Below are 15,364 nucleotides of genomic sequence, written 5' to 3'. Positions count from 1 at the left end.
TTGGGAGTTCCCTGACCTAGAGATCACCACGCAGGAGGCTGTCGATGTCCTCCGGCGGTCCTGGCCGGGCGAAGAACCAGCCCTGACCGGTGTCGCAACCCAGCCTCAGCAGCCGCGCGGCCTGGGCCGGCGTCTCGACACCCTCCGCCGTGACGCCCAACGACAGCGCGTGCGCCAGCTGCACCAGCGTGGCGACGATCTGCGAGTCGACCGGGTCTTCCTCGGTCTCGGCCCGCAGCCCTTCCATGAACGAGCCGGCGATCTTCAGCTCGTGCACGGGCAGGTGCTTCAGGTAGGCCAGGTTCGAGTAACCGGTGCCGAAGTCGTCGATCGCGATGCGCACACCCATGTCGCACAACGCCCGCAGCGCCTCGAGCGGCTCGTCGGCGGTACCCATGATCGCCGACTCGGTCAGCTCCAGCTGCAGGTGGTGCGGCGGCAGCGCGCACTCGTCGAGGATCCGCTTGACGTCGCGGACCAGCTCGGGGTCGCGGGACTGGCGCACGGCGAGGTTCACCGACACGAACGGCGCCGCGTCGCCGAACTCCTCCAGCCAGCGCCGCGCCTCCTCGCAGGCCTTGCGCAGCACCCACCGTCCTAAGGGGACGATGAGGCCGGTCTCCTCCGCCAGCTCGATGAACCGGTCCGGCGCGAGCCGCCCGAACTCCGGGTGCTGCCAGCGCACCAGCGCCTCGACGCCGACGACCGTCGAGTCCTCCAGCCGCACCAGCGGCTGGTACTCGACGTAGAACTCGCCGCGTTCCAGGGCCCGCGGCATCGTCGCGGACAGCGTGAACCTGGCGACCTCGCGGGCGTTGCGCTCCGGGTCGTACAACGCCCAGCGCGCCTTGCCGTCCGCCTTCGCCCAGTACAGCGTGATGTCCGCGTCGCGCATCAGGTCAGCCGACGTCGTGCCGGACAGCTGGCGCTCGACGATGCCGATCGACGCCGAGACCGACAGCTCGTGGCCGGCGATGCGGATCGGTGCCTCCAGCTCGGTCAGCACCCGGTCCGCCACGTCGACGATGTCCTGCTCACCGGCCGAGCCCTCGACCAGGATCACGAACTCGTCGCCGCCCATGCGCGCGACCAGCTTGCCCTCGCCGGACACCGAGTGGTCGAGCCGACGGCCGACCTCGACCAGCAGCTGGTCTCCCGTGTCGTGACCGAGCGAGTCGTTGATGACCTTGAAGCCGTCCAGGTCGAGGTAGCAGAGGCCGGCGCGGACGTGCTTGGCGCGGTTGTTGAAGACGCGCCCGAGCCGTTCGAGGAACAGCGCCCGGTTCGGCAGCCCGGTCAGCGGGTCGTGCAGCGCCTGGTAGCGCAGACGGTTCTGCAGCAGGTGGCGATCGGTGACGTCCTCGATCATCGCGACCTGGTACTGCGGCTCGCCGTGGTCGTCGCGGACCAGCGACAGCGTCAGGTGCGTCCACACCTGCTCGCCGTCAGCGCGGTGAAAGCGCTTCTCGGCGCGGTAGTGGTCGCACTCGCCCGCGATGAGCTGGTCGTAGAGCCGCCACACGCTGCCCGCGTCCTCGGGGTGCATGAGGTCGCGCACGTTGTACTGGCGCATCTCCTCGACGCTGAACCCGAGCATGTCCTGCAGGGCCTGGTTGACGTCCAGTATCCGGCCCTCGATGTCGGCGATGCCGATGCCGATCGCGGCCTCGGTGAACATCGCGCGGAACCGGGCCTCCGACGCCCGCAGCATCGCCTCCGCCTGGTCACGGGCGTCCAGGACGGCCGCCCTGATCGCCTCCTGCTCGGCGAGCGTGCGTTCCCGCAGCGCGCGGGCGTAGCCGGCGGCCAGCGCGCCCTGCAGGGCGGCGAGACGGGACTGCAGGCGGTCGTCACCCGCGGAGCCCAGCTCGGCCAGCAGGTCGTCGCCGAGCAGCTGGATCGTGCGGCCCAGCGTGTCGGTGCCGGTGAAGTGCGCGTCGACCAGACGCGAGCCGATCTCGTAACCGGGTGCCGTGCGGAACGGGCTCGCGAACAGCGCCTCGACGAGCATCTCGGTGAGGTCCTGGAGGTGCTGCGCGACCTCGGCACGGGTCATCGGCACGTAACTCGAACCGATCACGGCCGTGGCCCAGCTACGCGCGAACGACTCGGCACCGGCCAAAACGGCCGGGTCCAAAGGAGAGCGGTCGTCACGCACCCGGTGGTCAACCCGTTCGGTCATCTGTTCGGCCCTAACGCCACGAACGCGCAGCATACGGGCGGTCGCCGTATGGAGTCACCTCTACACCTTCCGGCCTACCGCCCCGAAGGCGGGAAACGGCCTCTCGAACTCATCGAGGTCGTCCGGTGACTCAGGGTGCCAGGCGGGTAAGCGCACCACTCCGGGCTCGACCAGTTCGAAGCCGTCGAGCAGACGGCTGAACTCGGCCTTGTTGCGGTACGTCATCTGGGTGACGCTGCGGTCGTACATCGCTCGCGCCGCCCGGTAGGAACCCGTCTCCTCGTCGGCCTCGTAGCCAGCGTGCGAGACGGCGATGAAGCTGCCGGGAGCGAGCCGGTCGCGGTAGCCGCCGATGATGACCGCCGGCTTCTCCTCATCCGAGACGAAGTGCAGCAGGGCGATCATCAGCACCGCGATCGGCTCGTCGAAGTCGAGCAGGCCGTTCACCTCGGGCGAGGCGAGCACCGCCGCGGGGTCGCGCACGTCCGCCTGCAACACGTTCACCCGATCGTTGCCGGTGAGCAGCGACCGGCTGTGCGCGACGGCGACCGGGTCGATGTCGACGTAGACGATCTTCGTGGCCGGGTCGGCGGCCTGGGCGATCTCGTGCACGTTCCCCACGGTCGGAATGCCGGAGCCGAGGTCGAGGAACTGCCGGACACCCTGGCCGAGCAGGTACCGGACGCTCCGGCGGAGGAAAGAGCGGTGGTTCAGGATGACGTTGCGCAGTTCCGGCATGAACTCCAGAGCCTTCTGCCCCACCGCGCGGTCGGCGGCGAAGTTGTGCGCGCCGCCCAGCCAGTAGTCGTACACCCGTGCGACGCTCGGCCGTTCCAGGTCGATGTCTCCCGGCGCCCAGTTCGGCCGCTCCACCTGCTCACCTCAGTTCGCGTTCGGACCCGTTCCAGCCCATCATGCACGGCCTGCTTGGCAGAATGCCGACCTCGTGAGGTTCCTGTGGGGCAACGGCGAACGCAAGCACCGCCGACAGAAAAATTTGCTGCTACCGACCGTTCTCGGGTCGCTTGGAGCGTTTGCGCTGGTCGGAGGCCTGCTGCTGCTCGTCGATCCCGGCGCGCCGAAACACGAGGCCATCAAGACCGGTGGGCTCGCGGGCGGCGCGATCGTGGCGCTCTACGCGTTGTGGCTCAACGACCGGCGACGGCGGGTCGAGGAGGCCCGGCAGGACCTCGAGAGCCAGCGCATCGACCACGACAGGTCCCGTGTGGCCGACGAACGGTTCGCGCGCGCTGTGGAGCTGCTGGGACACGACGCGGCACAGGTCCGCGTGGGCGCGATGCACGCGCTCGCCGGCCTCGCCAAGTCCCGGACGGAGTACACGCAGACCGTGCTGGACATCCTCTGCGCCTACCTGCGCCGGCCGTTCAAGCGCAACGACGATGACGAGGACCCCTACGACGAGGAGCAGAACGAGATCGAGCTGGAGGTCAGGCTGACCTCGCAGCGGCTGATCGAGGACCTGCTGCCGCGCGTCGATGAGAAGGACCCGGTCCACTACGACCTCAACCTCACCAAGGCGCACCTGCGCTACATGGACCTGTCGTACCGGCAGGTCGGCGACCTGGTGCTGCGAGTCGCGCACCTGAACGAGTCCAACGCGTTCCACCACATGGTGATCCACGGCAACGTGTACTTCACCGAGGCCGAGGTGAACGGCCGGTTCTACATGCACCACACCGAGTGCCGCCGCAAGGCCTGGTTCAGCCGGTTCAGGGCGCGCGGGCTCGCGGTGTTCACCGACACGAAGTTCCTGGGCGAGACCAAGTTCAAGGACTCGGAGTGGGCGGACGTGAAGGCCGACGGCTGTACGTTCGCGGTGGAGGCCGAGCTGCCAGAGGCGTGGAGGAACTGAGCGTGAAGAGGTTCTGGGAGCGCAATCCCTGGCTGACGGCCGTCGTGATGGCACTGGTCGTCACCGCGGGCACCGGCGTGGCGCTGAGGCTCGCGAAGACGCCGGCGATCGAGATCGTGAAGACGGCCGGGGTGGCGGGCGGCGCGATCGTCGCGCTGTACGCGTTGTGGCTCAACGACCGGCGCCGCCGCGTGGAGGAGGCACGGCACAGCCTGGAGAGCGAGAAGGTCGCCGACGAACGGTTCGCGCGTTCGGTCGAGCTGCTGGGCAACGATGCCGACCAGGTGCGCGTGGGTGCAATGCACGCGTTGGCGTGGCTGGCGAGGTCGACCCCTCGCTACCGGCAGACCGTGCTCGACGTCCTGTGCGCTTACCTGCGCCGGCCCTTCCACCACCCGTCGTGGGACGCAAACGAAGCAGATCCCGACACGGTGTTCCTGGAGGAGGCGCCGAGCACGGAGGTGCAACAGGAGCAGCAGGTCCGACGCACCGCCCAGCGGTTGATCAAGGACACGCTGTCGTGGGGCGACAAGGACGACCACGACCACCTCGACCTGGACCTGACCGGCGCGAGCCTCGAGTACTTCTCGCTGGACGGCAGGCACGTCAACCGGTTCGTCGCCCGGCGGGCGCAGTTCTACGGCATCACGAACCTGCGGAACATGCACGTGCAGAGCGTCACGCTGTTCTCCGGAGGCGCCTTCCACGGCAGGTTGCAGCTGTCCAACTCGAAGTTCGACCGCGGGGTCTCGTTCCAGGAGGTCACCTTCGGCGGTGAGGTCGAGCTGAGCGCCCCGAAGCTCGGCACTGCCGAGCTCGGCGTCTTCTTCCACCCGTCCAACCAGCCGCCCGCACACCAGACCGGTGAGCTGAAGATCCGTCCGACGACGGAGTTCCGCCTGCCCGCAACGGGTTGGCAGCTAACCGGCAGCACGGAGGCGGCCGGACTTGGCCTCCGCGACCATGTCGAGCAGGACGCTCGCGGCGGCGCTGACGGTGTTGCCGGTGACGACCACGGTCTCGGCAACGGGCGCGTCCCCGCGAAGGCCGACGAAGTGCGCACGGGTGGACTTGACGGCGAAGGACTGCGGGACTAGCGCGACACCGAGCCCGAACCCCACGAAGTCGAGCAGTGAGTGCACGTCGTTGACCTCGACGGCGACGTGCCGCTCCACGCCTGCCGCGGTGAGCGTGCGATCGACCTCGTCCCGCGTGCCCCAGTCGGCGTTGAAGTCGACGAACGGCTGACCGTCCAGTTCGGACAGCTCGATGGAATCCCTGGTGGCGAACGGACTTTCCGGCGCACACGCGAGCACGAGCGGTTCACTGGCCAAAGTGGACACCCGCAGGTCGTCGGCCATCTTCGGCTGACGCGTGACGAACGCGAGGTCGAGCCGTCCCGCGCGGACCTCCTCGACCAGCTCGGCGTTGCCGGACTGGCGCATCCTGAGCTCCACGCCGGGGTGGATCTCGTGGAACCGCGCCAGCACCGCGGGCAGGTGCACCACGTGCAGGCACTGCAGGCTGCCGACGGACAACGTGCCGCGCAGCAGCCCCTGCACCGCGGCGACCGCGTCCTTGGCCGACTCGACGCTGCCGAGCGCACGCCGGGCCTCCGGCAGCAGGGCCCGTCCGGCCTGGGTCAGCTCGACCTGGCGGGTGGTGCGCAGGAACAGCGGCGCGCCGAGCTCGACCTCCAGCGCGCGGATCGACGCCGAGAGGCCCGACTGCGAGACGTGCATCCGGCGGGCGGCCCTGGTGAAGTGGCACTCGTCGGCGACCGCGAGGAAGTGCTCCAGCTGTCTGAGTTCCATGATTCATCACCCACAGTGCTCAATGGGATCACTTCTCTGCGTTGGACAGCTTAATCGAGGTGGTCCAGAGTGGAGTTCATGCAGAAGCGTCGTATCGGAGAAGTGGAAGTCAGCGCCATCGGCCTGGGCGGCATGCCCGTCTCCATCCAGGGGAGGCCGGACCGCGCGCAGGCGATCGAGACCATTCACGCCGCGCTCGACGCGGGCGTGACGTTCATCGACACCGCCGACGCCTACTCGCTCGACGACAGCGACTTCGGCCACAACGAGGAGCTGATCGCCGAGGCGTTGCGCGGCAGGCCGGAGGAGGTGTTCGTCGCGACGAAGGGCGGTCACACCCGCGAGCCGGGCGGTGGCTGGGGCCTCGACGGGCGGCCCGAGTACCTGCGCAAGGCCGTTGACGGGTCGTTGCGGCGGCTCGGCGTCGACCAGATCTTCCTGTACCAGTTCCACCGGCCGGACCCGAAGGTGCCGATCGCCGAGTCCGTCGGCGCGCTGAAGGAGCTGCTGGACAACGGCAAGATCCGGTACGCGGGTGTCTCCAACTTCAACCCCGACGAGATCGTGCTGGCCAACGACATCCTGGGCGGGCGGCTCGCGGCCGTGCAGAACCAGTTCTCGCCGTCGTTCCGGTCGAGCGAGCCGGAGCTGGAGCTGTGCGACAAGCTCGGCATCGCGTTCCTGCCGTGGAGCCCGTTCGGTGGCATCAGCAAGGCGGGCGCGTTGAGCGGTCCGTTCAAGGAGGTCGGCGACGCGCACGGCGTGAGCGCGCACCAGGCCTGCCTCGCGTGGATGCTGGCGAAGTCAGAAGTGGTAGTCCCCATTCCGGGTGCTTCGCGACCGGCGAGCATCCGCGATTCCGCAGCGGCCACCCACCTGGAGTTGACCGCGGAGGAGCTGGCCCGCCTGGACGGGTGATGCCGGTGGCCGATTGGTCCAGATGGTCGGACCATCTACTCCATGCGGACCTTGATCAGCATCGTGGCGATCGTCGCCGGCATCACGCCGGCTCCCGCGTCCGCGGCGCCCTTGCCAGAGGGCTCCGCGGACCACTTCGCGGGTTCTCAGATACTCAAACACGAAGGTGCAGGCGATCTGCGAACAGCGGAGTCGCCACCGACAGACGGCAAAGTGCCCGGCATGGACGTCAGCAGCCACCAGGGTGACGTCGACTGGAAGTCCTCGTGGGGCAAAGGAGCCCGGTTCGCCTACGTCAAGGCGACCGAGGGCACCCACTACCGGAACCCGAAGTTCACCCAGCAGTACAACGGTTCCTACGACGTCGGCATGATCCGCGGCGCGTACCACTTCGCGCTGCCGGACCGGTCCGACGGGGCCAAGCAGGCGAACTTCTTCGTGGACAACGGCGGTGGCTGGTCACCGGACGGCAGGACGCTGCCGCCGGCGTTGGACATGGAGTACAACCCGTACGGCGACACCTGCTACAAGATGAGCCAGGAGGCGATGACCGCCTGGGTGAAGGCGTTCAGCGACACGGTCTTCGCGCGCACCAAGCGGCATCCGATGATCTACACGTCCACGAGCTGGTGGAACAAGTGCGTCGGCGGCTCGGTGAAGTTCGGCGACAACAACCCGTTGTGGGTCGCGCACTACAACTCGAAGCTCGGGCCGTTGCCGATGGGCTTCGAGTTCCACACGATCTGGCAGTGGCAGGCCGCCGGGCTCTTCCCCGGCGACCAGAACCTGTTCAACGGCAAGTTCGAGCAGCTGCAGCGGATCGCCGCGAGCTGACCGCGCCTGCAAGTACCACCAGCCCGCGGTTGGTGGTACTTGCAGACGCTCAAACAGCTAGTCGAACAGTGCCGGGAGGGTGCCCTCCCAGGCCTCGCGGAGCTCGTCGAGCGGGAGCTCACCGAGGCCCTGGATCTCCAGGGCGTTCGACTCCGGGTCGACGACGCCGACCTTGCGCCACGGCAGAGCGCGCGCGGTGCACATGTCGGTGAAGCGCTGCTCCTCGGTCCGCGGCACGGCGACCAGCACGCGGCCGGCGGACTCGCTGAACAGCGCGGTGAACAGGTCGCCCTCGAGGAAGACCCGCGCACCCGTCTCGCCGATCAGGCACGTCTCGACCAGCGCCTGGGCCAGACCGCCCTCCGAGAGGTCGTGCGCGGCCGAGACCATGCCGTCACGGGAACCCGCGACGAGGACCTGGCCGAGCAGCTTCTCGCGTTGCAGGTCGACCTTCGGCGGCAGACCGCCGAGGTGGCCGTGGACGTGGTGCGCCCACTCCGACCCGCCGAACTCCTCACGCGTCTCGCCGAGCAGCAGCAGCGTCTCGCCGGCCTCTGCCCCGATCCCGGTGGGGATGCGGCGCCGCACGTCGTCGATCACGCCCAGCACGCCCACGACCGGCGTCGGCAGGATCGCCGTGGAACCGGTCTGGTTGTAGAAGCTGACGTTGCCGCCGGTCACCGGGATGCCCAGCTCCGCGCAGCCGTCCGCGAGGCCCTTCACGGCCTGCTCGAACTGCCACATGACACCGGGGTCCTCCGGCGAGCCGAAGTTGAGGCAGTTGGTGACGGCGACCGGCGTGGCACCGGTGGCCGCGACGTTGCGGTAGGCCTCGGCGAGCGCGAGTTTGGCGCCCTCGTACGGGTCGAGCTTGGTGTAGCGGCCGTTGCAGTCCGTCGAGAGGGCGACGCCGCGGTGCGTCTCCTCGTCGATCCGGATCATGCCGCCGTCGCTGGGCTGCGCGAGGACCGTGTTGCCCCGCACGTACCGGTCGTACTGCTGCGTGACCCACTTCTTGGAGGCCAGGTTGGGGCTGGCCGCCATGGTCTTGACGAGCTCCAGCAGGTTCTCCGGCCTCGGCAGGCTGTCCGGCGTGTTGGCCTGCAGCTCGTCCTGGTCGGCCGGGCGCTGGATCGGCCGGTGGTAGACCGGGCCCTCGTGGGCGACGGTGCGCGGCGGCACGTCCACGACGACCTCGCCGTGGTACGTGATCACCAGGCGGTCGCCGTCGGTCACCTCACCGATCTCGGTGGCGATGACGTCCCACTTCCGGCAGACCTCCATGAACGCCTCGACGTTGCCCGGCTCGACGACCGCGCACATGCGTTCCTGGGACTCGCTGGAGAGGATCTCCGCGGGGGTCATGCCGGTGGCCCGCAGCGGGACGCGTTCCAGGTAGACGTGCATGCCACCGTCACCGGCGGACGCCAGCTCACTCGTCGCGCAGGACAGTCCCGCGCCGCCGAGGTCCTGGATGCCGACGACGATGCCCTTCTCGAAGAGCTCCAGCGAGCACTCGATCAGCACCTTCTCCGTGAACGGGTCGCCCACCTGGACGCTCGGCAGCTTCTTGCGCTTGCCGGCGCTGTCGTCGAACGTCTCGCTCGCCAGGACACTCACGCCACCGATGCCGTCGAGGCCGGTGCGCGCGCCGTAGAGGATGACCTTGTTGCCGGTGCCCGACGCGTGCGCGAGGTGCAGGTCCTCCACGCGCATCGCACCCACGCACAGGGCGTTGACCAGCGGGTTGCCCTGGTACGACTCGTCGAAGACGACCTCGCCGCCGATGTTCGGCAGACCGAGGCAGTTCCCGTAACCGCCGACACCCGCGACGATGCCGGGCAGCACGCGCCTGGTGTCCGCCGCGTCGGGCCTGCCGAACCGCAGCGGGTCCATGACCGCGAGCGGACGCGCACCCATGGCGAGGATGTCGCGCACGATGCCGCCGACCCCCGTGGCCGCGCCCTGGTAGGGCTCGACGTACGACGGATGGTTGTGGCTCTCGACCTTGAACGTGACCGCCCAGCCGTCACCGACGTCGACGACGCCGGCGTTCTCGCCGATGCCCGCGAGCATCTTGCTGCGCATCTCGTCGGTCGTGGTCTCGCCGAAGTACTTCAGGTGCACCTTGGACGACTTGTAGGAGCAGTGCTCACTCCACATGACCGAGTACATCGCGAGCTCGGCGTCCGTCGGGCGGCGCTGGAGGATCTCCCTGATGCGCGCGTACTCGTCGTCCTTCAGGCCCAGCTCCCTGTAGGGCTGCTCCTGGTCGGGCGTGTTCTCCGCGTTCTTGACGGTGTCGATCATCAGGCCTTCACCACCGTGTCGAGCAGGGACAGGAACATGCCCAGCCCGTCGTCGGTCGGGCCGGTGAGCGCGTCGATGGCGTGCTCGGGGTGCGGCATGAGGCCGACGACGTTGCCCTTGGCGTTGGTGATGCCCGCGATGTTGTTGCGGCTGCCGTTCGGGTTCTCGCCGACGTACCGGAAGACGACCCTGCCGTTGTCCTCGAGCTCGTCGAGGGTCTTCTGACCGGCCTGGTAACCGCCCTCGCCGGACTTCAGCGGCACGAGGATCTCGGCCTTTTCGTCGTAGCGGGTCGTCCAGGCGGTCGTGTTGTTCTCGACGCTGAGCCACTGGTCGCGGCAGACGAAGTGCAGCTTGTGGTTGCGGACCAGCGCACCCGGCAGCAGGTGGGCCTCGGCGAGGATCTGGAAGCCGTTGCAGATGCCGAGCACCGGCATCCCCTTGTTCGCGGCCTCGATCACTTCCTGCATGACCGGCGCGAACCGCGCGATGGCACCGCACCGCAGGTAGTCGCCGTACGAGAAGCCACCGGGCACAACCACCGCGTCGACGCCCTTGAGGTCGTGGTCACCGTGCCACAGCGGCACAGCCTCCCCGTCGGCGTACTTCACGGCCCTCTGCGCGTCGACGTCGTCGAGCGTGCCGGGGAAGGTGATGACACCGACCTTCATGCCTCGACCCTGCGCACGGTCCAGTCCTCGATCACCGGGTTGGCGAGGAAGGTCTCCGCGATCTTGGCGAGCGTGGCGTCGTCGACGTCGTCGGCAACCTCCAGCTCGAAGTGCTTGCCCTGGCGGACGGCGGTGATGCCGTCAAACCCGAGGCGCGGCAGCGCGTTCGCCACCGCCTGTCCTTGGGGATCGAGAATTTCGGGCTTCGGCATGACGTCGACGACGACTCGGGCCACGACAGACTGCTCCCGTGTTCGAGGGGCTGGCGGTACTTCGGGAGCCTACCTGACCTGCGTGTTCATCAACTCGACACGTGTTCGGCGGCACACCTTCGGGTGCTCGCCACCCGGTTCGCTGACAGCGAGACCGGTGGCCATTCCGCCGCCACCCACGGATGCTGGAGATCATGAAGATCCTGGTGCTCGGCGGAACCGTGTTCCTCAGCAAGGCGATCACGGCGGAGGCCGTCCGCCGCGGCCACGACGTCGTGTGCGCGGCCCGCGGTGCCTCTGGCGCTGTGCCGGAAGGGGCACGCCTGGTCTCGGTCGACAGAAACAAACCCGGTGCGTTCGACCAGCTCGCCGGGGAGCAGTTCGACTCGGTGATCGACGTGGCCAAGTACTCGGTGAACTGGGTTCGGGACGCGTTGGAGGCGTTCGGGCCGACGACGCCGCACTGGACCTTCGTGTCGAGCATCTCGGTCTACGCCGATCACTCGACGGGCAGCGACGAGCTCCTCCCGCCCCTCGAGGACGACCCGGCGGCCGAGTTCACGGCGGAGCGGTACGGCAGCGTCAAGGTGGCGAGTGAGAACGCGGTCAAGGAGGCCGTGCGAGGCCGCGAGTTCATCGTCAGGGCCGGACTGATCACCGGGCCGGGCGACCCCAGCGACAGGTTCGGGTACTGGCCCGCGCGGCTCAGCAAGGGCGGGCGGGTGGCTGTGCCGGACAGTCCCGATCTGGGGGTCCAGCACATCGACGTGCGGGATCTGGCGCAGTGGATCGTCTTCGCGGCCGAGGAGCGGGTGACGGGCACGTACGACTCGACCGGGCCGGTGATGCCGTTCCAGATGGCGATCGGGGAGATCGCGGGGGCCACCGCGCCTCCCGGTACCCAGCTCGTTCCGGTGCCGGAGAGCGTGCTGGAGGAGCTGCGGATCAACCCGTGGTCGGGCCCGCGGTCCATTCCGCTGTGGCTGCCGCGGGAATGGGCCAGGATGACCGGCCGCGATGTCAGCAACGCGCTGGCGAACGGGCTCAGGACCAGGCCGCTGGCCGAGACCGCGCTCGACTCGCTGGAGTACGAGCGCGGCCTCGGGCTGGATCGGCCTCGCAAGGCCGGGCTGACGACGGCCGAGGAGGAGGAAATCCTTACAGCAGTGGGTTGATCTGCGCGGCGACGAGGTCGATGCGCACGCCCTGGTTCGGGCAGCCGCCGAAGTGGTGGAGCCCGATCACCTTGTGCGTGCGCCTCGACAGCACCGGCGAGCCGGACGAGCCGCCTTCGGTGTCGCACATGTAGCTGATGTCGGACTGCGACGAGCTGCCGTTCACGCGCACCGCGCGCACGACGCAGTAGCCGCCGCCGTTGTTGTTGTCGCGCAACGACAACTTCTTCAGCTTCCCCGCCGGGTGACCGATGATGTACATCTCTTCACCCACGGCCGGAACGCGCGCGTCCAGTTCGAGGTAACCGAACGAGGTGATGGTCTCGAAGTTCCTCACGCTGAAGAGCGTGTAGTCGAGGCCGGCGTTGGTCTTCAGCACGCGGTCCGCCATCACCTTGGTAACGGTGGCCGAAGTGGTGCCGCCGCAGGTCGGGCACTGGTAGTTGAACCAGACCTCGATGCCGTTCGTGCTGGTGAAGCAGTGGTTGTTGGTGAGCATGTGGTTCTTCGGGCCGACTCGCCACCCAGTGCACAGCGAGCTGCCGTTGCGCAGCAGCTTCGCGACCGACGCGGTCTTGCCGAACTCGGTCGGGTTGCTGGACTGGTAGCAGACCGCGTCCTTGTAGTCGTTCGTGCCGCAGATGCTCTGCACGGACGGCTGCGAGGACATCTCGGCCTCGGTGTAGCCGCGCGTGATCTTGTCGATCCGCACCCGGCTGAGCGGGTTGTTCACCGACACCACGGCCTTGTCGCCGGTGATCGACATGGCCCAGAAGCCGGACCTGTCGATCGTGGCGGTCAGGGAGGCCTTCAGATCCCGCGTGTACGTGTACTTCTCGGTGCCGTCAGGGTTCGACACCGTGAGCACGTCGCCCGGCAGGATTCTCACGTCGGTGAAGTGGATCTTGACGTAACCGGATCCAGGCCGTTCGATCATGGTTGAACGGGATTTTCCGCCCACGCGGACCGAGAGCGACTCCTCGGTGCCGATCTCCTGCGACTGAGGCGCCTGCGATTGGGGCGCCAGAGCCTGAGCAGGTGTAGAGGTGGTGGTTGCAGGGACAAAGGACGTCATCGGCAGGGCGAGCGCCAGTGCCGTGAGGAGCTGCAGGGTTTTCCTCATGCTCTTTGATACTTCCGACGTCACCTGACCGTGTCAGCCCGCCGAACGTCGGTAATGGAGGAATCCATGCGAGTTGTCCACTTCGGTCATGCCTGTGTGTTGCTGGACACCGGGTCGACGCGCATCCTGATCGACCCCGGCACGTTCTCCGCCGGGTTCGAGGACGTGAAAGACCTGGCCGCGGTGCTGATCACGCACCAGCACTTCGATCACCTGGACACCGAGAAGCTGCCCGCGCTGCTCAGGGCCAACCCGCACGCGCAGCTGATCGTCGACGAGGGGTCGGCGCCCAGCGTCGAAAATCCGATGGTCGCCCGGCCGGGTGACGTGCTGAAGGTCGGCGACACGACGGTCAAGGTCGTCGGCGGTCAGCACGCCGTGATCCACGAGGACATCCCGATCGTGCCGAACACCGGTTACGTGATCGGCGACGGCGCGTTCTACCACCCCGGCGACGCGCTCTTCGTGCCCGACGAGGACGTCGACGTGCTGGGCCTGCCCTCCGGCGCGCCGTGGATGCGCACCGGCGAGGCGGTCGACTTCATGCGCGCGATCAAGCCGCGCGTGGCCGTGCCGATCCACGAGGCGGTCCTCGCGATGCCGGAGATGGCCTACCGGCACTTCGAGAACCTCAAGCCGGCGGGAACCGAGGTCAGGCCGCTGCCTCGCGGCGAGGAGACGGCAGTCTGACGTACGTGGTCGGCGCGGCGTCGTGCGCGAGCGCGATGTCCACGGCGTCGAGCACGGCCTGCCGCGCGCCGGGCCGGTGGAGGTCGCGGGCGTCCACGGTGATCCGGGTCAGCCCACCGCGCCGCGCGGACCGTGCCGTCGCGTAGACCAGCGCCAGCGACCGCAGCTCACCGAAGCTGCTGCGTTCGGTCAGCGCGTGCAACCGGCCGATGGTCGCGAGCCCGGTGCCGAGGTCGCGGACGGCGTGGGCGTCGGCGCAGCGGTTGAACCGGTGCTGGGCCAGCGCGATCAACGTCCCGGGCGACGCCACACAACGCCGCGGCGCGAACGTGTCGGCGTTGAGCCCGATGGCTTCCATCTGCACACGCGCGCCCGTGAGCAGCAGGCCTGCCTCGTAGGCGGGCAGCCGCCGCTGGCCGAGACCGTGCAGCACGACGGCGTCGCCGAGCGCGGCACGTTGCCGCACCCATTCCTGCGCCACGCCGAGCTCGCGGGGTACCACGAGCAGCGACAACGGCACCTTCCGCGCGTCGAGGGCCGCGGAGAGATCAGCGCATCGGTCGAGTGTCTGCGGACCGATGCCGGACAGTGAGACCACGAGCTGTGAGTGCACGTTCTGAGTGCGCCACGCCGTGGTGACATCCGCGTGAAACCAGAGCTAACTCACGCGAGCCAGTCAGCGAAAGACCGGCCAGTAAGGCGCTCGTACGCCTCGACGTACCGGTTCCGGGTGGCCTCGACGACATCGGCGGGCAGCGGAGGCGGCGGCGTGTCCGACTTCCGGTCCCAGCCGGAGGCGTCGGACGTCAGCCAGTCGCGCACGTACTGCTTGTCGAACGACGGCTGCACGCGACCAGGCTCGTAGCCCTCGGCCGGCCAGTACCGCGACGAGTCCGGCGTGAACACCTCGTCGGCCAGGACCAGTTCGCCCGAGGCGTCCAGGCCGAACTCGAACTTCGTGTCCGCCAGGATCAGGCCGCGGGTCAACGCGTACGCGCGCGCCTCGCTGTACAGCTCGATCGTGCGGTCACGCAGCTTCGACGCCAGTTCCTCACCGTGCTTCGCGGCGATGACGTCGAACGACACGTTCTCGTCGTGCGCGCCGATCTCGGCCTTCGACGCGGGCGTGAAGATCGGCGGGTCCAGTTCGGACGCCTCGACCAGCCCGACCGGCAGCTCGATGCCGCACACCGCCCCGGTCGCCTGGTAGTCGGCCATGCCGGAGCCCGTCAGGTACCCGCGCGCCACGCACTCGACGTCGACCATCTGCAGCTTGCGCACCAGCAGCGCCCTGCCTCGGACCTCGGCGGGAATGCGCGGGTCGTCGAACGCGACCAGGTGGTTCGGAGTGAGCCGCTCGAACCAGAACACGCTCATCGCGGTGAGCACCCGGCCCTTGTCCGGGATCTCGCTGCTCAGGATGTGGTCGTAGGCCGAGATGCGATCGGACGCGACGAACAGCAACAACTCGTCGTCGACGTCGTACAGATCGCGAACCTTGCCGCGGGCGACGTGCTGGTAGTCAGCGAGCGTAGGCACGCTGGTCAGCGTACGTGCACGGG

14 protein-coding genes are annotated in these 15,364 nt (G+C 68.5%); 5 read left to right on the top strand and 9 right to left on the bottom strand.

The features are described 5' to 3' along the window. Positions 1 to 16: 16 nt before the first annotated feature. Together ABFX45_RS12335 and ABFX45_RS12330 are read right to left on the bottom strand one after the other, a co-directional pair. Positions 17 to 2,182 (bottom strand): putative bifunctional diguanylate cyclase/phosphodiesterase, encoded by a 2,166-nt coding sequence (locus ABFX45_RS12335; RefSeq protein WP_211337108.1) that lies wholly within the window; start codon positions 2,180 to 2,182, stop codon positions 17 to 19. Positions 2,183 to 2,242: 60 nt separating this feature from the next. After that, positions 2,243 to 3,055 carry an SAM-dependent methyltransferase gene (locus tag ABFX45_RS12330; RefSeq protein WP_109629382.1) on the bottom strand — a complete coding sequence of 271 codons (813 nt, stop codon included), beginning with the start codon at positions 3,053 to 3,055 and terminating at the stop codon, positions 2,243 to 2,245. A 73-nt stretch (positions 3,056 to 3,128) separates the two neighbouring features. Between ABFX45_RS12330 and ABFX45_RS12325 the strand changes: the two genes are divergently transcribed. Then, positions 3,129 to 4,055: a pentapeptide repeat-containing protein gene (locus tag ABFX45_RS12325; protein ID WP_346129749.1), complete on the top strand. Its 927-nt coding sequence runs from the start codon at positions 3,129 to 3,131 to the stop codon at positions 4,053 to 4,055. A gap of 920 nt (positions 4,056 to 4,975) precedes the next feature. Here ABFX45_RS12325 and ABFX45_RS12315 read toward each other — a convergent pair. Continuing rightward, the gene (locus ABFX45_RS12315) at positions 4,976 to 5,869 is read right to left on the bottom strand and encodes a LysR family transcriptional regulator (protein WP_109629384.1); all 894 of its coding nucleotides are present in this window, start codon (positions 5,867 to 5,869) and stop codon (positions 4,976 to 4,978) included. Positions 5,870 to 5,947: 78 nt separating this feature from the next. Here ABFX45_RS12315 and ABFX45_RS12310 point away from each other — a divergent pair, with 78 nt between their 5' ends. Together ABFX45_RS12310 and ABFX45_RS12305 are read left to right on the top strand one after the other, a co-directional pair. Continuing rightward, on the top strand, positions 5,948 to 6,787 hold the full coding sequence (locus ABFX45_RS12310) for an aldo/keto reductase (protein ID WP_109632891.1): 840 nt from the start codon (positions 5,948 to 5,950) through the stop codon (positions 6,785 to 6,787). 42 nt (positions 6,788 to 6,829) lie between these two features. Beyond that, positions 6,830 to 7,621, top strand: coding sequence for a lysozyme (locus ABFX45_RS12305; RefSeq protein ID WP_112226562.1), 792 nt, complete (start codon positions 6,830 to 6,832; stop codon positions 7,619 to 7,621). Between the two features lie 57 nt (positions 7,622 to 7,678). On the opposite strand, the gene purL is transcribed toward ABFX45_RS12305, so the two are convergent. Genes purL through purS form a run of 3 tightly spaced genes read right to left on the bottom strand, consistent with a single transcriptional unit; the run spans position 7,679 to position 10,838 of the window. Continuing rightward, on the bottom strand, positions 7,679 to 9,931 hold the full coding sequence (purL, locus tag ABFX45_RS12300) for a phosphoribosylformylglycinamidine synthase subunit PurL (protein ID WP_109629388.1): 2,253 nt from the start codon (positions 9,929 to 9,931) through the stop codon (positions 7,679 to 7,681). Continuing rightward, positions 9,931 to 10,602 carry a phosphoribosylformylglycinamidine synthase subunit PurQ gene (gene purQ, locus ABFX45_RS12295; RefSeq protein WP_346129744.1) on the bottom strand — a complete coding sequence of 224 codons (672 nt, stop codon included), beginning with the start codon at positions 10,600 to 10,602 and terminating at the stop codon, positions 9,931 to 9,933. The genes purL and purQ overlap by 1 nt, the downstream gene beginning before the upstream one ends. Beyond that, positions 10,599 to 10,838, bottom strand: a complete 240-nt coding sequence (purS, locus tag ABFX45_RS12290; RefSeq protein ID WP_030465889.1) for a phosphoribosylformylglycinamidine synthase subunit PurS — start codon at positions 10,836 to 10,838, stop codon at positions 10,599 to 10,601. Before purS ends, purQ begins: the two co-directional genes overlap by 4 nt. 170 nt (positions 10,839 to 11,008) lie before the next feature. Between purS and ABFX45_RS12285 the strand changes: the two genes are divergently transcribed. Next, the gene (locus ABFX45_RS12285; protein ID WP_109632894.1) at positions 11,009 to 11,989 is read left to right on the top strand and encodes an NAD-dependent epimerase/dehydratase family protein; all 981 of its coding nucleotides are present in this window, start codon (positions 11,009 to 11,011) and stop codon (positions 11,987 to 11,989) included. On the opposite strand, the gene ABFX45_RS12280 is transcribed toward ABFX45_RS12285, so the two are convergent. Further along, positions 11,973 to 12,926, bottom strand: coding sequence for a trypsin-like serine peptidase (locus ABFX45_RS12280; RefSeq protein ID WP_346129740.1), 954 nt, complete (start codon positions 12,924 to 12,926; stop codon positions 11,973 to 11,975). The two genes, ABFX45_RS12285 and ABFX45_RS12280, sit on opposite strands and share 17 nt — an antisense overlap. Positions 12,927 to 13,178: 252 nt before the next feature. Here ABFX45_RS12280 and ABFX45_RS12275 point away from each other — a divergent pair, with 252 nt between their 5' ends. Further along, positions 13,179 to 13,802 (top strand): MBL fold metallo-hydrolase, encoded by a 624-nt coding sequence (locus ABFX45_RS12275; protein ID WP_346129738.1) that lies wholly within the window; start codon positions 13,179 to 13,181, stop codon positions 13,800 to 13,802. Here the strand turns inward: ABFX45_RS12275 and ABFX45_RS12270 are convergent. Together ABFX45_RS12270 and ABFX45_RS12265 are read right to left on the bottom strand one after the other, a co-directional pair. Then, positions 13,765 to 14,415, bottom strand: a complete 651-nt coding sequence (locus tag ABFX45_RS12270; RefSeq protein ID WP_346129736.1) for a DUF2334 domain-containing protein — start codon at positions 14,413 to 14,415, stop codon at positions 13,765 to 13,767. The genes ABFX45_RS12275 and ABFX45_RS12270 overlap by 38 nt on opposite strands. Positions 14,416 to 14,465: 50 nt before the next feature. Continuing rightward, positions 14,466 to 15,341, bottom strand: coding sequence for a phosphoribosylaminoimidazolesuccinocarboxamide synthase (locus ABFX45_RS12265; protein WP_109629396.1), 876 nt, complete (start codon positions 15,339 to 15,341; stop codon positions 14,466 to 14,468). Positions 15,342 to 15,364: the final 23 nt, after the last annotated feature.

It is taken from the genome of Lentzea roselyniae (assembly GCF_039537795.1).
GTDB lineage: Bacteria > Actinomycetota > Actinomycetes > Mycobacteriales > Pseudonocardiaceae > Lentzea > Lentzea atacamensis.
This window is presented reverse-complemented; position numbering and strand designations above follow the sequence as displayed.

Bases quoted from the DNA above. Each gene is read 5' to 3' on its own strand.
- ABFX45_RS12310 (WP_109632891.1), top strand. From the start codon at position 5,948: ATGCAGAAGCGTCGTATCGGAGAAGTGGAAGTCAGCGCCATCGGCCTG.
- ABFX45_RS12315 (WP_109629384.1), bottom strand. From the start codon at position 5,869: ATGGAACTCAGACAGCTGGAGCACTTCCTCGCGGTCGCCGACGAGTGC.
- purL (WP_109629388.1), bottom strand. From the start codon at position 9,931: ATGATCGACACCGTCAAGAACGCGGAGAACACGCCCGACCAGGAGCAG.
- ABFX45_RS12280 (WP_346129740.1), bottom strand. From the start codon at position 12,926: ATGATCGAACGGCCTGGATCCGGTTACGTCAAGATCCACTTCACCGAC.
- ABFX45_RS12275 (WP_346129738.1), top strand. From the start codon at position 13,179: ATGCGAGTTGTCCACTTCGGTCATGCCTGTGTGTTGCTGGACACCGGG.
- purQ (WP_346129744.1), bottom strand. From the start codon at position 10,602: ATGAAGGTCGGTGTCATCACCTTCCCCGGCACGCTCGACGACGTCGAC.
- ABFX45_RS12335 (WP_211337108.1), bottom strand. From the start codon at position 2,182: ATGACCGAACGGGTTGACCACCGGGTGCGTGACGACCGCTCTCCTTTG.
- ABFX45_RS12285 (WP_109632894.1), top strand. From the start codon at position 11,009: ATGAAGATCCTGGTGCTCGGCGGAACCGTGTTCCTCAGCAAGGCGATC.
- ABFX45_RS12305 (WP_112226562.1), top strand. From the start codon at position 6,830: ATGCGGACCTTGATCAGCATCGTGGCGATCGTCGCCGGCATCACGCCG.